Genomic DNA, 24,469 nt, shown 5'->3' with positions numbered 1-24,469 from the left:
GCCTACATAGAATAGTCCCTTTATCTAGCAAGGATTTCATAAAAAATTGGTATAAATACCAATGTGATCTGAGAATTTATTGGGTTAATTAAAACTAAAAATTAAGTCTGCTAGTTTATTTATTTACCGCTAGTATCATAGAATATAAACCTTATCTATGTTGAGAACTGTAGTTTTTGCCCTCACCCTAAATCCCTCTCCCAAGTAGGGAGAGGGACTTATTTTTGGCTCCCCTTCTCCCAATATTGGGAGAAGGGGCTGGGGGATGAGGGTTTTTTCTGTTAATCCGGAAAGAACTACAGTTTTCAAGGTGGACGCGGTTTAATCAGATACCTGTTTAACACTTAGTCGCAAGTGTTCTGTTGTCTAAAAACAAAGTTCAATATTACTTAAGTTGTAAATGCTTTACTGTCAGTTATAAATGAGGTAGTTAGAAGAAGCAATCTATCACACCAATCTTTAGAAAGTATTAGGGTCATTTACCTCAACCTAAAAAACTTGAAGTATAGACCTAGTGGACGGACTTGATGTCCGTTAAGCTATCAATAGTTTGCTTGCCAAGAAAATTAGACAGTTAGCAAATGATAATTGTATGGAAAAATGTTTAAATTTTGTATGAAATCTTCAACAAAACTCACAAATGTTTTTTTAGGCGATTTCCTGATTAAATCTACTAAATCTCTAATGATAATATTGCTATGAATGCACATAGAGGATCTGCTGTGCTCAGTTCTGCAACTTTCAAAATGCAACCATCTGCAACAGGACTGACTGATAATCATCGCCTGCGGTTGTTTTCTGGCTCTGCCAATGTACAACTGTCTCAAGAAGTCGCTCGTTATCTGGGCATGGACTTGGGGCCAATGATTCGCAAAAGATTTGCGGATGGAGAACTTTACATTCAAATCCAAGAATCAATTCGGGGTTGTGATGTCTATTTAATCCAGCCATCTTGTCAACCCGTAAACGATCATTTGATGGAATTACTGATTATGGTTGACGCCTGTCGTCGAGCTTCTGCGCGACAGGTGACGGCAGTAATTCCCTACTATGGCTATGCCCGTGCCGATCGCAAAACGGCAGGACGAGAGTCAATAACCGCCAAGCTGGTTGCTAACTTGGTTACCGAAGCAGGTGCCAACCGCGTTCTAGCAATGGATTTACACTCGGCTCAAATTCAAGGCTATTTCGATATCCCCTTTGACCATGTTTACGGTTCGCCAGTATTGCTGGATTATCTAACAAGCAAAGAACTGCCCGATCTTGTGGTTGTTTCCCCTGATGTTGGCGGTGTAGCACGAGCCAGAGCATTTGCAAAAAAACTGAATGATGCTCCACTGGCAATTATTGACAAACGTCGTCAGGCACATAATGTTGCAGAAGTGTTAAATGTCATCGGCGATGTTAAAGGCAAAACGGCAGTGTTGGTGGATGACATGATCGACACTGGGGGGACGATCGCTGAAGGAGCGCGATTACTGCGTGAAGAAGGAGCGCGTCAGGTATACGCCTGTGCAACTCATGCAGTGTTCTCTCCACCAGCGATGGAGCGGTTGTCCAGTGGCTTGTTTGAGGAAGTCATTGTCACCAATACGATTCCCATACCAGAAAACAATCGTTTTCCACAACTAGTGGTGCTGTCAGTAGCTAATCTCTTAGGAGAAACTATCTGGCGGATTCATGAAGATACTTCAGTCAGTAGTATGTTCCGCTAACCGATAAAAGACTGTCATTTGTCTTATAGGCATAAATTACCCACACTCACCCCTTCATCGGGTAAAGTGTGGGTTTTTAGCATCTCTAAAATTTCTATACTGAGATTACAACATAAACAGTTCGAGCTTCCAAACTGGGTTATAGAAAACTTTTTCTCCCCTTGCCCCCTACGAGACTTTCCTTGTTCTCATAATAATTTAAAAATATGAAAGCTAAAAAAGTTAAAATTAAGACTAGACCTGGGATCACTGATGAGCTTATTCATGATTATCTTACGCAGTTCGGTTTAATAGAAAATCATTATATTTGCGGTACACCCAAATTAAACATTGGGATAATATATTATTTATCATATGATAATAAAATTGTCATGTTTATAGTTGAAGATGATCAACTTAATGGAATATACATAAGGTATCTTGAAAAAATGGGAGTTCCTGTTTTTGAGAATTCTTTAGAATCTGATGAGTATGGAAAAGCCCTCTTGGAAAAGACCAATAAAAAAGATGACTAAGAGTATTCAAGATCGGTTAAAGCAATTCGCCAAGTTTCCTTAATAACTTTTAATTAAATTTAATTAAATTAGCCTCAGCTATTCTAATCAGCCGTTCCCATGCAGAGCATGGGAACGAGAGACTCCCTACTACCTTAGCGATACAGCCAAACCCGGAGTAATGAAAGCAGTTGCTCAGTATCTACAGGTTTGGTGATGTAGTCAGAGGCTCCAGCCTCAATGCACTTTTCGCGATCGCCTGGCATGGCTTTAGCAGTTAAAGCAATTATTGGTAGTGAGCGAAACTGTTGTTGCTGGTGGATGGCGCGGGTGGTTTCGTAACCATCCATTTCTGGCATCATGATATCCATCAAAACTATATTAATGTCAGGATTAGCTTGCAGCTTCTCTATGCCATCTCTGCCATTTTCGGCAAACAGCACTTGCATTTGATAGCTTTCTAAAAAGCTGGTGAGGGCAAAAATATTTCGCAGGTCATCATCCACAATCAAAATTTTCCGATTAGCTAGCACCGGATCAGTTTGGTGTAGTTGCTCTAGCATTTGACGCTTTGGTGGGGGCAAATTTGCTTGCACCCGATGCAAAAACAGAGCCGTTTCGTCTAACAACCGCTCTGGCGATCGCACATTTTTAATGATAATTGTCTCTGCTAGTCCCCGCAGTTGGGTTTCTTCTCGTCGGCTGAGTTCTTTGCCGGTGTAGATAATGATCGGCAGTTTCAAAAGTCTGGGTTCAAGCTTTATCTGCTCAATTAGTGCAAACCCGCTCATATCGGGCAGACCGAGATCCAGTACCATACAATCAAAGTGATGCGATCGCAAAATCAAAAGTGCTTCTGCCCCCGTACCCACTGCTGTACTCTGGACATCACTATTACCAATCAGTTCGATAATGCTTTGGGCTTGTACGGGGTCATCTTCTACAATTAGGAGATTTTTTACCTGACGCTCAATAAAGCCTTTAATCTCGGTCAATACCTGAGTTAGCGCTTCTGGAGAGACGGGTTTTTGGAGATAGGTAATCGCTCCTAGCTGTAATCCCCGTTGCTGTCTTTCATCAACAGAAAGGATATGTACTGGGATGTGTCTGGTGTCTGGCTTATGTTTCAGACGATCCAGCACCGTCCAACCATCCATCTCTGGCATATGGATATCTAGCATAATCGCATCGGGCTTAAACTGTTGCGCTAGTGCTAGCCCTTGTTTGCTCTGTAAAGCAACAATGGTTTTAAAGCCCTGCTCACGGGCCATATCTAGTAAGATGCGGGCAAATTTATCGTCATCTTCAATAATCAACAAAATGCGATCGCCCGGTTGAATTATTTCCCGGTCATCTGGGATTTCGTTAGCAAAGGTGGTAAGTACTTTCGCGGATGGAGAAGTGTCCACAGTCGATCTGTTTTCGACCATTGGCACTTCTTTTATGGTCGATGCTGTGCGGATAGAGGGGGTTGGCTCAGAGGGTGCTGTGGTGAGAGGATTTTTATCATTATTTTCCTGTCGCTTGGGTAAGTAAAGCGTGAAGGTGCTTCCCTGTCCTGGTTGGCTGACTAGTTCAATTCTCCCCCCCAAAAGTTGAGCCAGTTCGCGGCTGATGGACAAGCCCAAGCCAGTTCCCCCGTACTTGCGGCTGGTTGTGCCATCTGCCTGCTGAAAGGCCTCGAAAACAATCTTCTGCTTCTCGACTGGAATGCCTATGCCCGTGTCACTAACTACAAAAGCAATCATCGGATTATCAAATTGAGCTGCCTCAGAAGACATACTAATTTGTAACTTCACGCCTCCCTTTTCAGTAAATTTAAAGGCGTTAGCCAGGAGATTTTTCAGCACTTGTTGCAGACGTTTGGAGTCGTTAGAAATTGTCGGGGGTAACTTGTTATCCAGTTCAATAGTAAAACTGAGTTCTTTATTGTGGGCAACTTGCCGAAAAGTGTGCTCTATAGATGTCTCTAAATCTGCAAAAGCAATTTGCTCAATATCGAGTACCATAGTACCCGACTCAATTTTTGCCAAATCTAGAATGTCATTGATCAACACCAGCAAATCAGTTCCAGCCGAGTAAATAGTCCGGCTGTACTCTACCTGTTTGTCGGTCAAGTTGCTAAGAGAGTTATCTGCTAACAGCCTTGCTAAAATTAACAGGCTATTTAGCGGTGTCCGTAGCTCGTGGGACATATTTGCGAGAAATTCAGACTTATATTTGGAAGACAACGCCAGTTGTTCAGCTTTTTCTTCCAAAGACTGCCTCGCCCGCTCAACTTCCTGGTTCTTACGGGCAACTTCCCTATTTTGAACTTCTAACAATTCTGCCTTTCCTTCTAACTCCTCATTTAGTTGTTTTAATTCCTCGTTAGACTGCTTGACAATAAATTGTGATTCTTCCAACTCGTGCGCCTGCTCTTCCAGGCGTTGATTGCTCTGCTGTAGTTCTTCTTGCTGGCTTTGCAGTTCCTCTGTTAAAGTAACAGACTCTTCAAGTAGTTGCTGAGTTTGCAATTGTGAGGCGATGTTATTCAAAAATACACCCAGATTTTCACTCAATTGCTCTAGAAATCTCAGATGCAACTCGTTAAAAGGCCCAAAAGAGGCAAGTTCAATTACAGCACTCACCTGCGTCTCAAACAGTATAGGCAACACAATAATATTTAGCGGTGGCGCTTCTCCCAAGCCGGAAGTGATGCGGATATAGTCACTAGGAACTTCCGTTAGAAGGATTCTTTGTTTTTCTAGGGCAGATTGTCCTACCAGTCCCTCACCCAAACGAAACTGATTTGCCAGATTTTTACGCTCTTTATAAGCATAACTACTCAACAACTTCAATACAGGCTCGTCGTCTATTGAGTCCATAAAATAAAAAACGCCCTGCGATGCCCCAACCATTGGTGCTAAATTCGACAAGATCAGGCGAGACACACTTTCTAGATTTCGATGCCCTTGGAGCATCTGGGTAAATTCAGCCAAATTAGACTTTAGCCAATTTTGCTCGTCATTTTTTCGAGTTGTGTTTCGCAGATTAACGATCATCTGGTTGAAGGTGCGCGTCAACACGCCAATCTCATCCTGGCGATCGCTATGTGGTAAACTTACCGATAAATCCCCATCCGCTAACTTTTCTGCCGATACCGAAACTCGCTTCAGCGGTACTGAGATATGTCTTGTGAGGATAAATCCGATCAAAACCAAGATCAAAGAAAATAGGGGAATACTATAGACAATGCCAGCGAGTGTTTTTTTAGCAGCTGCTTGTGCCCTTTGAGAGCGCTGCTTCAGGAGTACATTCTCCTCATTTTCCATTGCCAAGATGACTTTGCGGATTTCACCCATCAATTGCTTACCCTGGTCTGTCAGCACAACCTTCTGGGAAGCTTCAAAGCTTTGATTTTGGCGCAAGTCAATGGTTTCTTTAAGTTCAGCTAGCTTTTTAGCGATTAATGGCTGTAAAACATCCAGTCGCCGCTGCTGGTTGGGGTTATCTTCCGTTAATCTCTGAAGTTCGTTGACTTTTTGATCCAATACATTAATGGCAGCATTATAAGGTTCCAGATAGCTCTGTTTTCCAGTAATTACGTAACCACGTTGGCCAGTCTCAGCATTGGTCAGTTGCAAGTTCAGGTCTTCGAGTTGACTTAGCACCTGGTAAGTATGGTTTTCATTGACCGAAGTTTCAATTAGGTCATTGGTGCTTTGGTAGGAGATTAGACCAATGGTGGTGAGAGTTGCCAAACTCAGGGCAAAACTTACTCCAATCTTGGTTCCAATCTTCAAACGGTTAAACATTATTCCAGGCAGTTATTCCAATTATTTATATTTTTGGCACTCTTCGGATTATGTTTTAGTTATAGAAATTTATAATATTTCGTTAACGTGGTATATGTCTAATTTTTTACACGTTAAACAATATTAATTGTATCCTAAACCTGATCTATGTTGAGAACCGTAGTTTTTGCCCTCACCCTAAATCCCTCTCCCAGTAAGGAGAGGGACTTTTTTCCGGCTCCGCTTCTGGCAATATTGGGAGAAGGGGCTGGGGGATGAGGGTTTTTTCTTTTCATACAGAAAGAACTACAGTTTTCAAGGTGGACGCGGTTTATATCATTTAATAACATTTTGATATCTTTAGCAGTCTTAAATCAAACACGCAGAATTTAAAATTATTGCGACCCCAATCCCACACCAGATGCAACATAGAGTGGCTCGCCGGATGACGCCAGTCGCTCACGGGAAGCTACTGCGGTGGACGGGTTCTCCGTCATAAAGGAGCCAGCGCTGTGGTGTTAGCGCAGCGAAAAGCCTGCGGCATGGCAACTCTTAGAGAGGCTTTTGCGTTCGCTTAGAGCGACGTAGGAGCGTCGGCAGTCCGGTCTTCTCCCTACAGCCCTTTGGGCATCCTACGGCAGGCGCTAGCCTCTCCCAATGTGAGAAGGGGAGACGATGCCGCGCATAGCGCAGCGTTAGCGAGGTACGAGCGTCTGGGGATTTCCCCCAGGAGGAACTGCCGTGCATGGTTTCCCGACTTGAGGTGACTGGCGTCAAGTCGGGAAACCTCCTAGACCGCACTGGCTCCCCAAAGCATCGGGGGGTGAATTTTCCTATAACTATATTTAAGATTGCTATAGCTGAAGATCAAACTTTGAAACAGGATGACTTTTTTCATTCAAAAAAAGTAGTCACTTGGTTTTTTAATTGAATCTGGCAGTGGATAATTGATTAATAAATTAGAAATTTAACAACAGACTTTAACTAAAAAATAGTGATTTTTATGAGTGCAATAATTAGCCTAGCAAGACCAAAATTCTGCACAAGGTAAGTTATCACAAGTAGTATTTTAGTGGTGAGTTAAGGTTACAAAAGGTAATCTATATCTATAAAAATATGTAATTTATAAAACAATAAATATACTTATACTATAAACTTTCCGAAATATCCACAATCACAATATGCCATCAAACCTTTTGAGATTAACTTGAGGTTTAACTAGAAGTTAGTAGTAATCTGGCGATCGCTTCTAGCTCCATCAAGCTCAGATTGGCTATAGATACTAAAATCTTGGATGTTGTTACTCTCTAAAATAGCTCTTGCACCTGCTATATAAATATCAGTGCCTTTTATAACTACTACGTAATGGCTAAGGGACACCTGATGCTCATAATATTTGGCTAGCTCATCAGAAATTCCTAAAGTGGTGTAGTTATCTTGAAAACCGCTGATATTTACTTCCAAAATATCACTTAAGTTGCTTGTATTTTTAGCAACTATAGATATTTGACTCATCGGAAAGCCAGCTGATCTTAGTTCAGTAAGCGCTTTTTGTGCATCTTGGCGCGTATAAAAAACACCAACTGCTTGTTTATAGCGACTATTTGGGGTCGAGTATGGCTGATAAACACCCCACTGTTGAATATCACGGCGATTAAAAATCCTTTTAGCAAGACGAATTTCTATATCTATACCGGTTACTATCACCAAATAGTAACCTTTACAGACAAGATCGCTGTAACCCTGTGCTTGCTCTTTAGGAATTCCTAAACTTAGCAAGATACCAGGCAAACCACCAACTAAAGTGGTAGCGATCGCTGTTGCTTCTGCTCCGGCTAAGATGACTCGGCCTATACCAGGAATTACCCAGAGGACTAAACCGACTAATAAGCCAGTAAGACCGCTTAAAGCACTACCAGTAATGGCTTTAGTAGCATCTTTTGAGGATATATTGCCAGTGCGCTCTTTAACTTCAACACCAGCAATATCACTTTGTTCTTCTGCATTCCGTGCAATAACAGAAACATTATGCATTGGAAAATTAGAAGCTTTTAGTTCTTGAAGTGCCAATTGTGCATCGGAACATTTAGCGAAAACTCCTATGGTTCTTCGCTCATTTTCTAATGTCATTTTATCGGTTGATTGCAACTAGAAGTGATTCCCAAAACTGTTTACTAATTTGATGTGATAGACATCAGGTAATTACACAGCTCGACGAGTAAATAAACCCCAAAGGAAAATTAGTAACATCGCACCAAGAACAGCAAATAAAATGCTTCCAAAGGAAAAAGCTCCTACAGATGCGGCGGCTGCCGAACTACTTCCTAGCAAAGTTTGACCCAAATAACCGCCGACTACAGCTCCAAGGATTCCTAAGACAATGGTGGAGAGAATACCGCCACCTTGGGTTCCAGGATAAAATAACTTAGCTAAAGCACCTGCAATTAAACCCAAAACCAGCCAAGCAATAATGTTAGTAATCATATAATTTTTCCTTCGGAAGAATGTGGTTCGTTTGCTCTTGACTATTCAATCTTAAAGTTTTTCGACAAATTTTCTAATCTATCTAGAGAACTAATTATTAAAAATCTTTAGATATCATTTGTATATTCACCAGGTAGCCTTTGAGGATTAATGTAAAAATTAGTAACAATAATGTATTTGGTATAGTATTCATACTTTCTTTACTTTAACTATATAATCCAAATTTTGGTGCTTTGTAATCGTTAATTCAGGCGATGCCTGGGTTTTTGCTAGCCTATACATATGAAAATTTGACTAGAAGTTACGCACAACCATAACTTCTAGTCGGAAGCATCTTAACCTTTGCAAATATTGTGATTTTCTCAAAGCGATAAGTAGGGAAACATAATCACATATTATATTTATTTACACCCATCCACTTATTAGCTGTTCAAGACTCAGGAGTAAGGACTATAGAAAGAGCTAGTTGATAGAGTTGGCGACGGGGAAGGAAAGTGGCTTTTGCTAACTGACGGCTAGCTTGCGATCGCGATATTCCCTGACTAATTAACTGTTTCAATTCGGCTTTCAATTGCTCTTCTGTCAATTGGGGCTGACTGGGTGGAATTCCTGCCACTACTAATGTATATTCACCTTGGGGTTCTCGTTCCCTGTAGTGAGCGATCGCTTCAGCAATTGTCCCCCGCCAAAATTCCTCATACAATTTAGTTAACTCCCGCCCTAGCACGATTTGGCGATCGCTTCCCCAAACGTCTGCTAAGTCTTGCAAAGTTTCTCGTAAGCGGTGGGGCGATTCGTAGAAAATCAATGTGCGAGATTCTGTTTGCAGAGATTCTAAATGTTCTTGTCTGTGTTGACTTTTCGCTGGCAGAAAGCCTTCAAAGACAAACCGATCCGTTGGTAATCCAGCTGCACTCAAAGCAGTAATTGCTGCACTAGCACCAGGAATAGGAACTACTGGAATTCCTGCCTCAATACAGGCTTTTACCAGTTCATATCCAGGATCGGAAATACCTGGCATCCCAGCATCGCTCACAAGGGCGATCGCTTTATTGTTAACTAAATGCTCTAATAATTCTGAGATGCGGCTAGTACGATTATGTTCGTGGTAACTCACCTGGGGTGTTTTAACTTGAAAATGCTGTAGCAGTTTCCCTGTGTGACGCGTGTCTTCCGCCGCAATGATATCCACGGTTTGCAAAATTCGCACCGCCCGAAAGGTAATATCTTCTAGATTGCCAATTGGTGTGCCGACGACGTAAAGTGTTCCTGGTTTTGGATCGGTTTGCATGAGTAAAAGAGACGCGATTAATCGCGTCTGTACAGTTAGGAGTTAAAAATAATAATTTATGTACCTATACGAAAATATATGATAAATGGATAATCTAAAATCCGAAGTCCAAAATTCAAAATCGGCTCGTGGGTTATTTGTAGGTTTAGTAACCTTGGATTTGATTTACCTTGCTGATGCCCCTAAGAATAATCAGAAGATTGTTGCTACTGACTATACTGTAGCAGCAGGTGGCCCAGCCACAAACGCGGCTGTGACTTTCAATTATTTAGGAAATCAGGCTACAGTCTTGAGTGTAGTAGGTTCTCATCCCATGACGCAGCTAATTCGAGGTGATTTGGCAAATTACAAAGTTGCGATCGCAGACCTTGAGCCTACCACTGATTTCGCACCGCCTGTCTCTTCGATCATTGTCACCCAAGCCACGGGTGAACGAGCTGTAGTTTCTATCAATGCTGTCAAAACTCAAGCCAGCAGCGCATCTATCCCGCCAGATATTTTGCAAAATGTCGATATAGTACTGATTGATGGACATCAGATGGCGGTTAGTTATTCCATAGCCCAAATGGCTAAAGCCAAGAATATCCCAATAGTAATTGATGGTGGTAGTTGGAAAGCAGGATTTGAGCAAGTTCTGCCATTTGTAGATTATGCCATTTGTTCAGCTAATTTTTATCCCCCCAATTGCCAGACTGGAGAAGAGGTTTTCGCCTATCTGGGCGGATTTTACATTCGTGACATCGCCATTACCCACGGACAAAAACCAATTGAATACTTAAGTTGCACTAAAACTGGTTTCGTAGATGTGCCACAGGTGCAAGCGGTTGATACATTAGGGGCTGGAGATATTTTTCACGGAGCCTTTTGTGATTATATTTTAAGGGAAAGTTTTACTGATGCCCTGGCACTGGCGGCTAATATTGCTGCTGATTCGTGCAAATTTTTTGGTAGTCGGCGCTGGATGGATTTAAAGGGCTGAGTAGTTGGCTTAATACAGCATTTCATTAATTCGTAGCGAATTAAATTTGGTAATTCGTTGCAATGCCAATGTATGCCGATGCATTCTGAATGCGTCCCCTGACAACGCCAATGCATCGCCTGCATTGTGAATGCGTCCCGATACAATGTTAATGCGTTCCTCTGCATTGTTAATGCGTCCCCTGACAACGCCAATGTATGCCGATGCATTGTGAATGCGTCCCGATACAATGTTAATGCGTCCCCTGACAATGCCAATGCATCCCGATGCAATGTTAATGCCTTCCTCTGCATTAAAAACACTACGCTTTTACGCAAAACTGTACTTAGTAAAGTTATATCAGGTCAAATTTAATGAAAGACTTACAAGAAATATTAGCGATCGCTCGTGAGGTAGGTTGGGGCGCAGCAGATATCCTGCGATCGTATTACCACGGTACTGCAAAAGACCCTAACTTAGAAGTACAATATAAACAGAATGAGCCTGTTACCGTTGCCGATATAGCTGTGAGTCAATACATTTTGCAGAGGCTACAAGCAACTTTGGGTAATGAAGATTTTGCTTACATCAGCGAAGAAACCTATCAATCGCCAAGTACGGGCGCACACCCTTCTCCCCCTTGGGTATGGATAATTGACCCTTTGGATGGCACACGAGACTTTATCAAAAAAACTGGGGACTATGCGGTTCACATTGCTTTAGTCAAGGAAACACGCCCAGTGTTGGCAGTGGTGGCAGTACCAGAGGCTCAAAAGTTATATTACGCGATCAAAGGTGGGGGTACATTTGTAGAAACCCGTGATCGATCTATTCCTTTACAAGTGTCGTCAGGCAAACGAGTTGAGGATTTAACCTTAGTCGTTACTCGCTCTCACCGTAACCAACGCTTAGATTACTTACTACAAAACTTACCCTGTCAAAACCAGAAAGCTGTGGGTAGTGTAGGCTGCAAAATCGCCACCATTGTCGAGCAACAGGCAGATATCTACATTTCACTTTCCGGTAAGTCTGCGCCCAAAGACTGGGATATGGCAGCACCAGAACTGATTTTAACAGAAGCTGGTGGTAAATTTACCCACTTCGACGGCACTGCATTGCAGTATAACACCGGTGATATCAATCAATGGGGAGGTTTGCTGGCTAGTAACGGTGAATATCACGAGGTACTGTGTCAGGAAGCAGAAAGGATTTTAGTACAGTTTGAGCATAGCTAATGGGGCGAGGATGAATATTTTTTAATTTGCTTTTAAAACACTCAGTCATGGTATAATTAGCCCCACTACCAATAATAATCTTTACTCCTTAGTCCACAGCTTAATTTTCAAAACACTAAATAACTTAGCGATCACTAGTTAATACCGATTTGCTTTTAAACCTTAAACTATTCATTCACATTAAAGAGGAATGAGAATGACACAAGTAGTTTTAGGGCAAAATAAAGGTATTGAATCAGCCTTGAGAAGATTTAAGCGGGAAGTTTCTAAAGCCGGAATTTTCCAAGATATGAGAAAAAAGCGTCACTTCGAGACACCGATAGAAAAACAGAAGCGGAAAGCAATTGCTAGGCACAAGCAACGTCGTAATCAACATTCTCGCTTCAGTTAACAAGTCCAAGCAAATTTGCCTTTCAATTTGACATCTAGCCAGCATCTCTTCATTGTTGCCATCCCTCCAGCAAGCCATAAGTAATTAGACATACATAAATAAACAACATTGTTCGTAGTAACGCTGTATTTGTTTTCAGCCCTACTAGCCGTATATATTTTTAATTACGTAAGGATTATTATACCAAAGGCGTATGTAATTATTTTCTAACATTTGAGTGAAATTAATAGCCAAGCAGCCAAAACAGAGCAAATACCATGTTGCTTCAATGCCAACGCTTCGCTTAACTCTTTTGTATTCATAATCACATCTGCATTTAGCAGTAGTTTATTCCGGTTGAATAACTTAGGCATTACTGACCAACGCTAGAGGCAGGATTGTTTCTAGCTTTTTAAGATTAATACTGATGAGGTACTTTTAGAGGTTGAGTAAGTCTCTTCAATGCCATCCAGAAGTAAGCTTACTGCGATCTGAGCCACTTATATCAGACGGGCAATAATGCAGTACTTCAGATGATGTCGCCAGCGATGTCTACGACGGGCTATTCGGCGTCGCGTGGAATTGGATAGAAAAACCAGTCAGACTTAAATAGTACTTCTGCTGTGGTACTTTTTTGAGGAGTTTATGAATCAAAAGATATCAAGAAGAGAGTTTGCGACACTGGCTGGGTCGGGGGTGGTGGCGATCGCCTTAAGTAGCCCACTTTTGGCAAAGTCAGCAGGAACTGTATCTACACCTGATACCCAGATGAAAGCCGTGTTAGATGAACTTACCTCTTTTAACGCACCGCCCATTGAAAAATTGTCGCCCATGAATGCTCGCAACACCCCGACTGTGGCAGATGCAGTCATGGGCGTGCTTGCCAAACGTCGCAAAGCTGCGGTGGAAATGGTCGGGGATGTCAACCATCAACTTATACCAGGTCCGGGGGGCGATCTTCTAGCGCGTATTTATCTACCAAAGGGAAAGGGGCCCTTCCCTGTGCTGGTCTACTTCCACGGTGGCGGCTGGGTAATCGCCAATTTAGATACCTATGATTCATCATGCCGCGCTTTGACTAATGCAGCTAACTGTATAGTTGTATCTGTCGCCTATCGCCAAGCCCCAGAACATAAGTTTCCCGCAGCGGCGGAAGATGCTTATGCTGCAACTCAATGGGTTATGGCGAATGCTGCCCGAATCAACGGCGACCCCAAGCAGGTTGCAGTCGGCGGCGAGAGCGCAGGTGGCAACTTGGCAACTGTCACCTGCTTAATGGCGCGTGACAGAGGTGGTAAGATACCTGTACATCAGATGCTAATCTACCCTGTTACCAATTACGCCTTTGACACACCCTCCTACCAGGAGAATGCCAACGCCAAACCGCTTAACAAAGCAATGATGATGTGGTTCTGGAGGCAATATCTAAACAGTGAATCTGATGGGAGTAATCCCTATGCTTCACCACTGCGAGCAGAAAACCTGCGTGGTCTGCCACCTGCGACCGTAATTACGGCAGAAATTGACCCACTGCGTAGTGAAGGAGAAGCCTACGCCAAGCGTTTGCGTGAGGCGGGTTCCTCTGTAAAGGCAACCAACTATAACGGCGTGACTCATGAATTCTTTGGCACTGGAGCAGTTGTAGATAAGGGGAAGCAGGCGGTTAGTGAAGCAGCAGCCGGACTGCGCTCTGGATCTACAGGAAAGTAATCCACTTCGCAACTAGCAAATGAGATAGGCACCGCTTCTCTCCGTCTTGAGTGAGAGGAACTATTGTACTATATTGTTTAAAATAGTAGAGTCGCTTTTAATGACTCGCCCAAAAAGGGATCAGGAGCGGCGACGACCTATCCCGGCAGACTCATTTACCTGCTAAACAAAATTAATTAATTTGGGTAGCGCATTAATTCAACTATTAAATAGCACTTCACAGCACCAAACATGAGTGAACACAATCCGATCGACGAGCAAAGCAAGCAGAAGGATCTAGACTCTTTTCGTCAAGAAGCTGGGGAATATCTGACCACCAATCAGGGAGTGCGGGTTAACAGCACAAATGATTCGCTCAAAGCTGGATCGCGTGGCCCCACATTGATAGAAGACTTTCACTTCCGTGAGAAACTGGCACACTTTGACCGAGAGCGCATTCCAGAGAGGGTGGTTCATGCGCGAGGAGCAGGTGTTCATGGGTACTTCCAGCCTTACGAATCCCTGGCAGAGTATACAAAGGCAAAATTTCTCCAAGATCCCTCCGTTAAAACTCCCGTCTTCGTTCGATTTTCAACGGTTGCTGGATTCCGGGGTTCAGCTGATACCGCCCGCGATGTGCGCGGATTTGCTGTCAGATTCTACACAGAAGATGGCAACTACGATATAGTCGGCAACAATATTCCGGTGTTTTTTATCCAAGATGCGATCAAGTTTCCTGACTTGATTCATGCCGTGAAACCCGAACCGCACAACGAGATGCCCCAAGCGGGAACCGCTCATGATAACTTCTGGGACTTCATCTCGTTGATGCCGGAATCAATGCACATGATTATGTGGATACTGTCCGATCGCACCCTTCCCAGAAGTTACCGGATGATGCAAGGGTTTGGTATTCATACTTTCCGTTTTGTCAATGAACAAGGCAAAGCAAGGTTTGTGAAATTTCACTGGAAGCCGATTCTGGGCGTGCATTCAATAGTATGGGATGAGGCGCAGAAAGCAGGCGGAAAAGACCCTGATTTTCATCGCCGCGATTTAGGGGACGCGATCGAAATGGGCGATTATCCTGAATTTGAACTCGGTGTGCAGATTATTGAGGAAGAGGACGAATTTAAATTTGATTTTGATATCCTTGATTCCACCAAGCTGATTCCTGAAGAACTGGTTCCGGTGAAGCCAATCGGCAAGATGGTACTCAACCGCAACCCAGACAACTACTTTGCCGAAACCGAACAAGTTGCTTTTCAACCTGCCAATATTGTACCAGGCATTGACTTCTCGGATGACCCACTACTGCAAGGTCGGATCTTCTCCTACGCTGATACGCAAGTACACCGTTTGGGAAGTGCAAATTATACCAATCTACCAATTAACCGCCCCGTTTGTCCGTTCGATAATAACCAACGGGACGGCGTTATGCAGTACAACATTCCCACTTCAAAGGTAAACTACTTCCCGAATTCCCTCGGTAATGGTTGCCCGATGACGGCTCCAGAAAATCTCGGCGGCTTTGTCAGCTATAAAGAGCGGATGGAAGGTAATAAAATCCGAGAACGCAGCCCCAGTTTCCAAGACCACTTCAGTCAGGCGACCTTATTCTGGAACAGTTTGTCTGAACCGGAGAAAGAACACTTAGTCAAAGCCGCACATTTTGAGTTGGGCAAAGTGATGAACCCCACCGTCAAAGAGCGGGTGCTGGAGTTATTTAACTCTGTGGATCATCAGTTAGTAACCCGCATTGCTGAGGGACTTGGCTTACCTGTTCCTACAGAAGTCAAACCAAATCATGGGCAAAAATCTCCGGCGCTCAGTATCCAAACTATGCTAGAGAAAATGCCAGAAAAAACGATTAAGAGTCGCAAGATTGCAATTCTAGCGACGGATGGTGTAAATGCTCAGGAACTTAGCACACTCCAGCAAGCACTAATCCAAGAAGGCGCTCAAGCGAAAATCGTTGCGACTCATGGCGGTAAAATAAAAGGCGATGATGGTCAGGAAATCCCAGTTGAGATGACCTTTGTCACAGCTGCTTCTGTGATGTTTGATGCGGTGTATGTACCTGGTGGAGCGCAGAGCATCAAGACGCTCAAGCAGGAGGAAGAAGCAATTAACTTCATCAATGAGGCATTCAAGCACTATAAAACAATTGCCGCGACCAGCGAAGGAGTTGAACTCCTATCGGTGGCTGATATTGCAGGCGTGAAGTTATCGCAAAATGGCGCGCGCTCTGACAAAGGTGTGGTGACTTCTAGTGAATCTGACTTGAAGTCTGTAGCTAATGATTTTATCGGTGCGATCGCTCAACATCGCCATTGGATGAGATTTCAAAAGGAAATGGTGCCTGCATAGCCACTTGCTTGACTTTGTGAACGGTAACTAATCCTAAATGGGACAGAAGCAGGGTAAACCTAACTTCTGTCCTTTTCATTTTTACAGCCGACAATATATATTCTTATTTAGAAAAGTTTATTGATATTAAGTTAAATAGCCGTATGTTTAATGCACCGCTGTGCGCCCCTATCTTCTACCTCATTCCACAAAGAAACGCTATAGTTTGTTGAGTTCCATTTGCTGAACTCGCAGCAATATAAATTTATTCTTCCTCTATACCCATAAAGTATTGTAAATATCGTTAGTCTGCAATCCTTGGCTCTGGATTTTCTAGAAAATGTTACGACTTTATCATTTATTATTAGGTTCTATTTTGCTGGTGTTAATACCACTAGGAGCAAAATTTTTTCTCCCCCAATTTTCTCCACCCAAAGTGGTAAAACCCCCTCTCGTTGCGAAACTTCCCAACCCTAATGAGGGAAATATCTGGCAGAAAATCCTGGGAAATGCTGCTACTCCAACTAACTGGCAAGTTGCTGCTTGTAAGGGAAATACACCTTTATTGTGTGTCTCGTCCAAAGGGGAACTTTTGGGTACAGTTGAGATTAACGTTTACCCATTAGCAAACAACGAGGATTTCCAAAAGAAACTTATAGCAGCTGGTATTCCATCTGGTTCCCAAGTGGACTACCAAAGTTCCAAATACCAAACCCAGGTATTATCAGTACTCAAGGTTTGGGTTGAAGATAACTACGCTGCTTTTGCGAAAGACCGTCAGGGTAAATATGGAAAACAGATTACTTTCTTAGCTTACCCACCGCAACCAGTACCTGTTGGTAAGCTTCAGGGAATCCGCTATGGGTTTGCCGGACTTAAGCAAAAAGGTGGAGTACAAGAACAACATATCAATCATGTTGCCTTTGATGGCACTAAACTTTACGTAATTACCACTGCCTTTGACCCAGGTACGCAAACAGGTAAGTTTGAGAAACTGGAAAACTTGGCTATTTTTCAACCTTACTTATATGCGATCGCAGCAGATTTACGTTTACCGTAATAGGCATGGGGCATGAGGCATTGGGCAATTCAATTTTGGATTTTAGATTGAAATTTAATCTAAAATCCAAAATCTAAAATATAAAATTCCCACTCCCCAGCCCCCAATCAACCTAAATCTCAGCCACCGCTCGTTCAATCAAGCGACGTGCTAAAGTTTGCGTGCCGGTGTGTTCATAATAATTTGTTGCTACATCTAGGAACGCTGCAAGGTAGTCCAATTTGTCATCGGCAATATCGACAAAACTTTGCAAGTTGCCAACTACCTTTTGTGGCGTTAAATTATTGGCGCTGACAATATCACTCATCCAACCTTTAACTGAGTCAAAGCTTTCGCCGATAAAATTGAGTTTACTACCAGCATTGTCCCCTGGAATCACATCTTTGATGTTGTGGAAAGTCGAGTTTTTTTCTAACTCCTGTGGATTTGTTTGATTAAGCCCGGATATTGCTTTGCTGATGAAGTCTGGCCCCAGAGGTATCAAACCATCAACACAAACTAATGCCACCATGCGGATGAGCGACTCACCACTATACTCTCCTAAAGAGGCGACAAAATCCCCAATACTGTCTCCAGGAATGCCGTTAATTTGACAAAAGGCTACCAACTCAGCAACTAATTTCAATGTCAAATCGATGGTTTGGGCTTTATCAGGTTTAGGAGTGACAGAATTTAAAAAACCCAATAAAGGAATTTTTTCGCCAACTTTGTTAGCTAAAGCTGCTGCACCAAGCGCTTTATCTGTACCATCAACGGTTTGATATAGCCACAAAGCTGTTTGGTATCCTTGGGATTTGTCGTTGAATAGATAAATCGCTCTTTCACCAATTTGCTGAATTAAATCTTCGTCGTCTTCGCCAGTAACGGTCTTAATAGTATTGACAAAACCGACAGTATTTTGCCACTGGCCACGAGCAACAAAATCGAGGGAATTCAACATAGAAATGGTCAAGCCGCTAGTTGGCAATTGATCAACCAACTCAAAAATCGATTTGCTCACAAAAATCTCCTTATTTAGGTTTTGTTATCTTTAATGTCGGTAATGCGGCTCATTTCAGGCTAGCTAGACGACTAAGATTAAACTTCTCTAGCCAATCTGCGCGATCGCTAGCTGTAAATGACGAATCGCGAGAAAGTGCTTTTACTTGGTACTTTCCTACCAAAATTGCAGTTTGCGTCTTACCAACTTCGACTGCGGGATAACCGGCAATTTTTTTAGTGCTTTTCGAGAACTTGGCTGCTGTACTTGGTGTACTGGTGGTATCAGAAATAGACAGCAACGCTACTTCTTTACCGCCTTTTTTCAACTTCGCTTCCGCAAAGCCTTTTTTCTCTTGGGTATAGACGCGCTGGTAGCCATCACTTGCATTAGGGAAAAGTTTATTAAATTCGCTACCCTGAGTTGCGGTCTTAGTCACCGCTTGACCCTTTCTTTGTTGAGTACTTTCTTTTTGCACCTGATCAAAACGTCCAGGTGCTTTTGCAGTACAGGCTGTTGTCAGTAGTACCACTGACAGCAACAAAGCAGCTACCACTTTCCGCCCACGGTGTAAAATCATTCTTGGCTTCTCCTTATATCTTGAGCTTTGAGGCAATTATCTGCGCTGCTAGCAATTATTACCCGTAAAATTTACTTTTTGATCATTATTGCCTAAGTTCTGAACTATAGGGGTCTAGTTTTGGTGCAACACCGATCAATATTTTTGCACTTCAAAAAAGTGTCCAACCAATGCCATGCTTAATGTCCCAATTAACCCAATGCAAAAACGCCCCCCCTTTCGGGAGAGCGTCTTTTACTTATAGATAAGTGTGAAGAGCGGATATCAGATTATGATTAACCGTTGATAGCAGGAGCGGTAAGAGCTACAGGAGCAAAGTCACCAGCAGCTAAATCTAAGGGGAAGTTGTGAGCATTGCGCTCGTGCATCACTTCCATACCCAGGTTAGCCCGGTTGATTACATCTGCCCAAGTCGCAATCACTCGACCTTCAGAATCAATGATTGATTGGTTGAAGTTGAAACCGTTCAAGTTGAACGCCATTGTGCTTACACCCAAGGCGGTGAACCAGATGCCGATTACAGGCCATGCTGCTAGGAAGAAGTGCAGTGAACGGCTGTTGTTGAAAGAAGCGTATTGGAAAATTAGACGACCGAAGTAGCCGTGGGCTGCAACGATGTTGTAGGTTTCTTCTTCTTGACCGAACTTGTAACCGTAGTTCTGTGATTCGGTTTCGGTGGTTTCACGAACCAAAGAAGATGTTACCAAACTTCCGTGCATTGCAGAGAACAAGCTTCCACCGAATACACCTGCTACACCTAATTGGTGGAAGGGGTGCATCAAGATATTGTGTTCTGCTTGGAAGACAATCATGAAGTTGAATGTTCCACTTATACCCAAGGGCATACCATCAGAGAAGGAACCTTGTCCGATTGGGTATACCAAGAATACTGCACTTGCTGCTGCTACTGGAGCAGAATAGGCTATAGCAATCCAAGGACGCATTCCTAAGCGGTAGGATAGTTCCCATTCACGTCCCATGTAGCAGAATATGCCAATCAGGAAGTGGAAAACTACTAGTTGGTAAGGACCGCCGTTGTACAACCACTCATCTAAGGATGCTGCTTCCCAAATTGGGTAGAAGTGCAAACCGATGGCGTTGGAGGAAGGTACTACTGCACCAGAGATGATGTTGTTTCCGTAGATTAATGAACCTGCCACGGGTTCACGGATACCATCGATGTCTACTGGAGGTGCGGCGATGAAGGCGATTACGAAGCAAGCGGTGGCGGCTAGCAGGGTGGGGATCATGACTACGCCGAACCAACCGATGTAGATCCGGTTGTTGGTGCTGGTGATCCACTCACAGAATCGATCCCATACGTTGGCGCTTTCGCGACGTTGAATGGTTGTTGTCATTGTTTGATAAGTGCGGTTAGTTGTTTATGAATCAGACGGTTTTGTTTTCGCCTGTAAATACACTTTACACTGCTTTACAATTTTTTATCAACTATCTTGCTTTTGTAAAGCTGATATAACTCATTAGTTTTTATTATATAATTTTATGCTGGTATCAGCGCTGAAAAGATAAAATAGAAAGAAGCATTGTTGTTATCGACTCTGAATAGAGAGTTGATATGGATTATTACCTAAATTAGGAGGGCGTGTGAGATGACAATTACTCTAAATCACACCATAGTGCCTGCACATGACAAGGAAGCATCGGCAAGGTTCTTTGCAAAAATTTTTGGTTTAGGGGTTGATGTTCCCGTTGGTCACTTCGCTGCTGTACATATAAATGATGCATTGACGCTCGACTTCGCTGATGCTGAAGGGTTTGAGCAGCATCATTATGCGTTCCATGTGAGTGATGAAGAATTTGATGCAATTTTTGCCCGCGTGAAAGAGGCAGGTATTGAATACAGTAGCGACCCCATGCATCAAAATAAAGGGCAAATTAATCACTGGAATAAGGGTCGTGGGTTTTATTTCTATGACTCCAATGGTCACAATTTAGAATTGTTGACCCGTGCATAGATTTTTGACATTAAGTTAATGCATTACTTCTTTACTAAAAAATATGCTGTAGCATACTCCGGCAATTGCGTAATATGTTGCCCAAATTCTTTTTTATTCTTAAATATACCAGCCAAAAAGTCGATCTGATAAAGATTGGGTAAAAATGCTCCACCTGTATCGGCAATGACTCCCATTTGCAGGTGTTTGCGACCACCTATAGTATGCTCAATCACAACCACTTTACCTAAACCGATATTTAAAACATCTCCAGCAAAAGTGACTCCAGGTTTGATAGAGATTTTTGCATCTATTTTGTATCCATAGCCTTTAATAGCATCAACTTCTCTAAAATACCAATAACGCTTTTGTGCTGTTGCCTTCAATCCTCGAATATAAGACATTCCATTATTTCTATCTACATTAAAAAATGCCTTATAACCATCTGTAAAATTAATCAGGATTGTTCCTTCCATAATTGCTTCTTCTAACCCATTTCTGGTCAGATAAGCGAGACTTGTAACTTTTCCAAATTCTCTACCACCTGGTTCATAAATACCAGACAAAACATCTTGCTTTGTGTATCTAGTGTAAAACTTATCGTTATTAGAGTTTTCTTTTAAGCTATAAATGGGTGTATTAAAAGTCGAGGTTTTCTTGCGAGAACCGGAGTGAGTAAAGACAGCATATTTGGTAATTCGTAATTGTTTTTGCTGTTTATTATTTGGGTTGTAGGCAGACCATTTAATGACTCGAAAATTAGTATTAATAAATTTAGGGTCTTGTAAACGAGTAGTTCGATTATTAGCAATATCCTCCTTCAGGACAACAATCATAAAATCTAAAGTTTTGATAACATCTTGCACAGTAACCCCTTGAGTGGCAAGTATTCCTGTACGCAGAATATCTGGGTCTTCTGAAGAGTAGTCTTGAAAATATTTTCTAGTATTAACGAGAACGGTTAGTAAATCTCCTTGAGGGAAGTTAACCTTACTACTTGGTAATTTAACTGGATTAAGAACCTGGCTACCATTAATCCTAAATTTATATTTTTTGAACTCATCCACAACTGGATAGGGTGCAGATGCTGCGATCAAATCCTGCTGAGATGAAAAAGTATTTTGCTTCCCAATAATTTCACTGGATGTTTGTTGAGCAACAAAAGCATTTTTAAATTTTGAGGTGAGGGAAATTTGTGATTGAAGTGGGGCAAAATTTTCTTGCTGAGTAAAGGACTGATCTTGTTGAGTTAGCTGTTTAGTTTTTAACTGAGTATATAAATAGTTACTGGCTAAACTGACAAGTAATAAAGCAGCACAACCTACTGTCAAGTGAAATTTTTGGTTGAATAGGATCTTCATAGCTTGGAAAATCAATTTCTAATGCTAAATAATCAACGTTATGTTTCTATCACCTCACGCACTAATTGCGCCAACTTTTCGGCACTATCGGGAACTGCGATCGCATGAGCTTTTTCCCCCATCTTTGCTAACTCTTGCGGTGACTGCAACAAATTTAATACATTACTTTGCAATGCTTGTGTTGTCAATTCCGATTGCTTCAGTGTTAACGCCGCACCAGCTGAAGTAAATACGTCTGCATTGTAAGATTGATGGTCTTCTGCGGCAAAGGGGTAAGGAATCAAAATCGCTGGCGTTCCACACACTGCCAATTCTGTCAAGCTACCTGCGCCAGAACGACTAATAGCAAGAGTTGCTCGTTGCAACAACGCCGCCATATTGTTGTAAAAAGGTAAGGCTATGTACTGTGGATGTTTGAGACTATCGGCTTCTGGATCGCGATCGCCAGTTAAGTGTACTACATAGACACCAGCATCAAACCAAGCGTTTGCAGATTCGCGCACCAACTTATTAACCGCAACTGCACCTTGGCTACCACCAAATACGACAATTAAGGGAACACCTTCAGGAATGGCTAAATCCAAGGGTGCATCAATTGCCCCATCGAGAAATTGCGATCGCACAGGAGTGCCAACACAGACATTTTTTGCACGGGGTAAATACTTAGCAGCTACTTCAAATCCCAAGGCTACCGCACTACACCAAGGGCCAAAAAAGCGAGTTACTTTACCAGGCATTGCGTTAGATTCGTGGAAAACCACGGGTAAACCGAGGGAACGCGCCGCAATGACTCCTGGCCCGGCAATGTAACCTCCTGTGGTAAACACCCCTTGAAAATTTCCCTGTTTGAGAATTCGTCTAACTTCCAGAATTGAAAGGGCGAGTTTACCCAAAGTGCGAACCGAGGAGAGTCCAAACCCTTGCTGAAACCCTTCAACTGCAATAGTATTCAAGGGATACTGTTTGGGGACAAGTTCAGTTTCTAGTCGATTGGGTACTCCCAGCCATTCTATTTGATAATCTGGAAGTTTTTCTGCCAGTGCGATCGCTGGAAACAAGTGTCCACCAGTCCCACTGGCAGCTATTAATAATCGTGTCGGTGCGTTTGCCATCAAACCTCTACCGTTTAGCGCCTAGTTTAACTAAGATAAAACAATTTCCTTACTTTCTCTCATCAAATCAGTAAACTCTTACCAATGACTAACATTATTACCGCCTTAGTGAGACGCCAACTCAGATTTCCAGCAAATATCTGGCTGGTTTCCTTCCTGCTAACCCTTGGTTTGACAAGTGGTTGGGAACGCACTCAAGCGACGACACCACAGCAATTAGTCCAAGCCACTACAGCCCAAAATGCGCCAGCCGATCTAAAAAACCTGTTGACGCAAGTTGATGCAGCCGCCAACCGGGGCGATGTCAAAGGGGTGTTGCAATACTACAGCCCCAATTTCACTCATGGGGATGGATTAAACCTCCAAACTCTGCAAAAGTCTTTGATTTCACTTTGGCAACGATATCCCAAATTGCAATACAGCACGAAACTGCTATCTTCAAAATCTGAAGGCAATGGGATTATTGCTGAAACAGAAACGAAGATAACTGGTTTACCCTCCGGTAACAGCAATAATTTGGCTCTCAATGCCACGATTAAATCGCGTCAGCGCATTGTAGGTGGAAAAATCGTCCGCCAAGACATTTTGGCAGAACGCACCCTACTTACCTCTGGCAGCAAGCCGCCTCAAATTGATATTAAATTACCACAGCAGGTACTAGTTGGTCAGAAGTATAATTTTGATGCGATCATCCAAGAACCACTTGGTGATGATTTTCTACTAGGAACGGCGCTAGAGGAATCTATCCAACCAGAGAAATTTCTCAACCCCACACCCGTGGATTTGGAATTACTGACATCTGGCGGACTGTTTAAAACGGGACAAGCACCATCTACCCCTGGTAGCCAATGGGTTTCTGCTGTCATCCTGCGGGGTAATGGGATGACGATGGTAACTCAGCGCCTGCAAGTGGTGAAGAAGTAGAGACGCGATTAATCGCGTCTGTACAGGAGTTAGGAGTTAGTGCGCTACGCTACCGCTAGCGTACTAAAAATCTGGATGGTGCGTTACCTTTAATCTATGATATTTCCGTTTAATAAGCTGGAGTTATATTAAAGCCT

The 24,469-nt window shown here is 42.7% G+C and carries 19 protein-coding genes; 10 read left to right on the top strand and 9 right to left on the bottom strand.

From position 1 onward, the window contains the following. The first annotated feature begins 698 nt into the window (after positions 1 to 698). Together V7K46_RS21430 and V7K46_RS21425 are read left to right on the top strand one after the other, a co-directional pair. Positions 699 to 1,715 carry a ribose-phosphate pyrophosphokinase gene (locus V7K46_RS21430; protein ID WP_335116596.1) on the top strand — a complete coding sequence of 339 codons (1,017 nt, stop codon included), beginning with the start codon at positions 699 to 701 and terminating at the stop codon, positions 1,713 to 1,715. Between the two features lie 206 nt (positions 1,716 to 1,921). After that, positions 1,922 to 2,230 carry a hypothetical protein gene (locus V7K46_RS21425; protein ID WP_335116594.1) on the top strand — a complete coding sequence of 103 codons (309 nt, stop codon included), beginning with the start codon at positions 1,922 to 1,924 and terminating at the stop codon, positions 2,228 to 2,230. 134 nt (positions 2,231 to 2,364) lie between these two features. On the opposite strand, the gene V7K46_RS21420 is transcribed toward V7K46_RS21425, so the two are convergent. The 4 genes from V7K46_RS21420 to rsmI form a co-directional block, all read right to left on the bottom strand. Then, entirely contained in the window at positions 2,365 to 6,006 is a 3,642-nt protein-coding gene (locus V7K46_RS21420) for a response regulator (RefSeq protein WP_335116592.1), read from the bottom strand. A gap of 1,197 nt (positions 6,007 to 7,203) precedes the next feature. Continuing rightward, the gene (locus tag V7K46_RS21415) at positions 7,204 to 8,115 is read right to left on the bottom strand and encodes a general stress protein (RefSeq protein ID WP_335116590.1); all 912 of its coding nucleotides are present in this window, start codon (positions 8,113 to 8,115) and stop codon (positions 7,204 to 7,206) included. Between the two features lie 72 nt (positions 8,116 to 8,187). After that, entirely contained in the window at positions 8,188 to 8,469 is a 282-nt protein-coding gene (locus V7K46_RS21410) for a GlsB/YeaQ/YmgE family stress response membrane protein (protein WP_335116588.1), read from the bottom strand. A 430-nt stretch (positions 8,470 to 8,899) separates the two neighbouring features. Continuing rightward, entirely contained in the window at positions 8,900 to 9,760 is an 861-nt protein-coding gene (rsmI, locus tag V7K46_RS21405; RefSeq protein WP_335116586.1) for a 16S rRNA (cytidine(1402)-2'-O)-methyltransferase, read from the bottom strand. Between the two features lie 85 nt (positions 9,761 to 9,845). Between rsmI and V7K46_RS21400 the strand changes: the two genes are divergently transcribed. The 6 genes from V7K46_RS21400 (at position 9,846) to V7K46_RS21375 (ending at position 17,421) form a co-directional block, all read left to right on the top strand. Further along, entirely contained in the window at positions 9,846 to 10,739 is an 894-nt protein-coding gene (locus tag V7K46_RS21400; RefSeq protein ID WP_335116584.1) for a sugar kinase, read from the top strand. Positions 10,740 to 11,092: 353 nt separating this feature from the next. Continuing rightward, entirely contained in the window at positions 11,093 to 11,953 is an 861-nt protein-coding gene (locus V7K46_RS21395; protein ID WP_335116582.1) for a 3'(2'),5'-bisphosphate nucleotidase CysQ family protein, read from the top strand. A 196-nt stretch (positions 11,954 to 12,149) separates the two neighbouring features. Beyond that, positions 12,150 to 12,344: a 30S ribosomal protein S21 gene (gene rpsU, locus V7K46_RS21390; RefSeq protein WP_335116580.1), complete on the top strand. Its 195-nt coding sequence runs from the start codon at positions 12,150 to 12,152 to the stop codon at positions 12,342 to 12,344. Between the two features lie 624 nt (positions 12,345 to 12,968). Continuing rightward, a complete protein-coding gene (locus V7K46_RS21385; protein ID WP_335116578.1) occupies positions 12,969 to 14,033 on the top strand; it encodes an alpha/beta hydrolase in 1,065 nt (354 codons plus the stop codon). A 231-nt stretch (positions 14,034 to 14,264) separates the two neighbouring features. Further along, positions 14,265 to 16,382 carry a catalase gene (locus V7K46_RS21380; RefSeq protein ID WP_335116576.1) on the top strand — a complete coding sequence of 706 codons (2,118 nt, stop codon included), beginning with the start codon at positions 14,265 to 14,267 and terminating at the stop codon, positions 16,380 to 16,382. Between the two features lie 319 nt (positions 16,383 to 16,701). Then, entirely contained in the window at positions 16,702 to 17,421 is a 720-nt protein-coding gene (locus V7K46_RS21375; protein WP_335116574.1) for a hypothetical protein, read from the top strand. 112 nt (positions 17,422 to 17,533) lie between these two features. Here the strand turns inward: V7K46_RS21375 and V7K46_RS21370 are convergent, their stop codons facing one another. The 3 genes from V7K46_RS21370 to psbA form a co-directional block, all read right to left on the bottom strand. Further along, positions 17,534 to 18,421 (bottom strand): hypothetical protein, encoded by an 888-nt coding sequence (locus tag V7K46_RS21370; RefSeq protein WP_335116572.1) that lies wholly within the window; start codon positions 18,419 to 18,421, stop codon positions 17,534 to 17,536. 49 nt (positions 18,422 to 18,470) lie between these two features. Then, positions 18,471 to 18,980 carry a hypothetical protein gene (locus V7K46_RS21365; protein WP_335116570.1) on the bottom strand — a complete coding sequence of 170 codons (510 nt, stop codon included), beginning with the start codon at positions 18,978 to 18,980 and terminating at the stop codon, positions 18,471 to 18,473. A 275-nt stretch (positions 18,981 to 19,255) separates the two neighbouring features. Beyond that, on the bottom strand, positions 19,256 to 20,338 hold the full coding sequence (psbA, locus tag V7K46_RS21360) for a photosystem II q(b) protein (protein ID WP_335111128.1): 1,083 nt from the start codon (positions 20,336 to 20,338) through the stop codon (positions 19,256 to 19,258). 252 nt (positions 20,339 to 20,590) lie between these two features. Here psbA and V7K46_RS21355 point away from each other — a divergent pair, with 252 nt between their 5' ends. Continuing rightward, complete coding sequence (locus V7K46_RS21355; RefSeq protein WP_335116568.1) at positions 20,591 to 20,956, top strand: VOC family protein; 366 nt, start codon at positions 20,591 to 20,593, stop codon at positions 20,954 to 20,956. Between the two features lie 23 nt (positions 20,957 to 20,979). Here the strand turns inward: V7K46_RS21355 and V7K46_RS21350 are convergent, their stop codons facing one another. Together V7K46_RS21350 and murG are read right to left on the bottom strand one after the other, a co-directional pair. Next, positions 20,980 to 22,296: a hypothetical protein gene (locus V7K46_RS21350; RefSeq protein WP_335116566.1), complete on the bottom strand. Its 1,317-nt coding sequence runs from the start codon at positions 22,294 to 22,296 to the stop codon at positions 20,980 to 20,982. Between the two features lie 38 nt (positions 22,297 to 22,334). Then, positions 22,335 to 23,408, bottom strand: coding sequence for an undecaprenyldiphospho-muramoylpentapeptide beta-N-acetylglucosaminyltransferase (gene murG / locus V7K46_RS21345; RefSeq protein WP_335116564.1), 1,074 nt, complete (start codon positions 23,406 to 23,408; stop codon positions 22,335 to 22,337). Between the two features lie 84 nt (positions 23,409 to 23,492). Between murG and V7K46_RS21340 the strand changes: the two genes are divergently transcribed. After that, positions 23,493 to 24,332, top strand: a complete 840-nt coding sequence (locus V7K46_RS21340; RefSeq protein WP_335116562.1) for a nuclear transport factor 2 family protein — start codon at positions 23,493 to 23,495, stop codon at positions 24,330 to 24,332. The last annotated feature ends 137 nt before the right edge of the window (positions 24,333 to 24,469 follow it).

This window comes from Nostoc sp. (assembly GCF_036917395.1).
Taxonomy (GTDB): domain Bacteria; phylum Cyanobacteriota; class Cyanobacteriia; order Cyanobacteriales; family Nostocaceae; genus Nostoc.
This window is presented reverse-complemented; position numbering and strand designations above follow the sequence as displayed.

Bases quoted from the DNA above. Each gene is read 5' to 3' on its own strand.
- V7K46_RS21340 (WP_335116562.1), top strand. From the start codon at position 23,493: ATGACTAACATTATTACCGCCTTAGTGAGACGCCAACTCAGATTTCCA.
- V7K46_RS21400 (WP_335116584.1), top strand. From the start codon at position 9,846: ATGGATAATCTAAAATCCGAAGTCCAAAATTCAAAATCGGCTCGTGGG.
- V7K46_RS21420 (WP_335116592.1), bottom strand. From the start codon at position 6,006: ATGTTTAACCGTTTGAAGATTGGAACCAAGATTGGAGTAAGTTTTGCC.
- V7K46_RS21430 (WP_335116596.1), top strand. From the start codon at position 699: ATGAATGCACATAGAGGATCTGCTGTGCTCAGTTCTGCAACTTTCAAA.
- murG (WP_335116564.1), bottom strand. From the start codon at position 23,408: ATGGCAAACGCACCGACACGATTATTAATAGCTGCCAGTGGGACTGGT.
- V7K46_RS21375 (WP_335116574.1), top strand. From the start codon at position 16,702: ATGTTACGACTTTATCATTTATTATTAGGTTCTATTTTGCTGGTGTTA.
- V7K46_RS21355 (WP_335116568.1), top strand. From the start codon at position 20,591: ATGACAATTACTCTAAATCACACCATAGTGCCTGCACATGACAAGGAA.
- V7K46_RS21410 (WP_335116588.1), bottom strand. From the start codon at position 8,469: ATGATTACTAACATTATTGCTTGGCTGGTTTTGGGTTTAATTGCAGGT.
- V7K46_RS21365 (WP_335116570.1), bottom strand. From the start codon at position 18,980: ATGATTTTACACCGTGGGCGGAAAGTGGTAGCTGCTTTGTTGCTGTCA.
- rsmI (WP_335116586.1), bottom strand. From the start codon at position 9,760: ATGCAAACCGATCCAAAACCAGGAACACTTTACGTCGTCGGCACACCA.
- V7K46_RS21415 (WP_335116590.1), bottom strand. From the start codon at position 8,115: ATGACATTAGAAAATGAGCGAAGAACCATAGGAGTTTTCGCTAAATGT.
- V7K46_RS21395 (WP_335116582.1), top strand. From the start codon at position 11,093: ATGAAAGACTTACAAGAAATATTAGCGATCGCTCGTGAGGTAGGTTGG.
- V7K46_RS21350 (WP_335116566.1), bottom strand. From the start codon at position 22,296: ATGAAGATCCTATTCAACCAAAAATTTCACTTGACAGTAGGTTGTGCT.
- psbA (WP_335111128.1), bottom strand. From the start codon at position 20,338: ATGACAACAACCATTCAACGTCGCGAAAGCGCCAACGTATGGGATCGA.
- V7K46_RS21380 (WP_335116576.1), top strand. From the start codon at position 14,265: ATGAGTGAACACAATCCGATCGACGAGCAAAGCAAGCAGAAGGATCTA.
- V7K46_RS21385 (WP_335116578.1), top strand. From the start codon at position 12,969: ATGAATCAAAAGATATCAAGAAGAGAGTTTGCGACACTGGCTGGGTCG.
- rpsU (WP_335116580.1), top strand. From the start codon at position 12,150: ATGACACAAGTAGTTTTAGGGCAAAATAAAGGTATTGAATCAGCCTTG.
- V7K46_RS21425 (WP_335116594.1), top strand. From the start codon at position 1,922: ATGAAAGCTAAAAAAGTTAAAATTAAGACTAGACCTGGGATCACTGAT.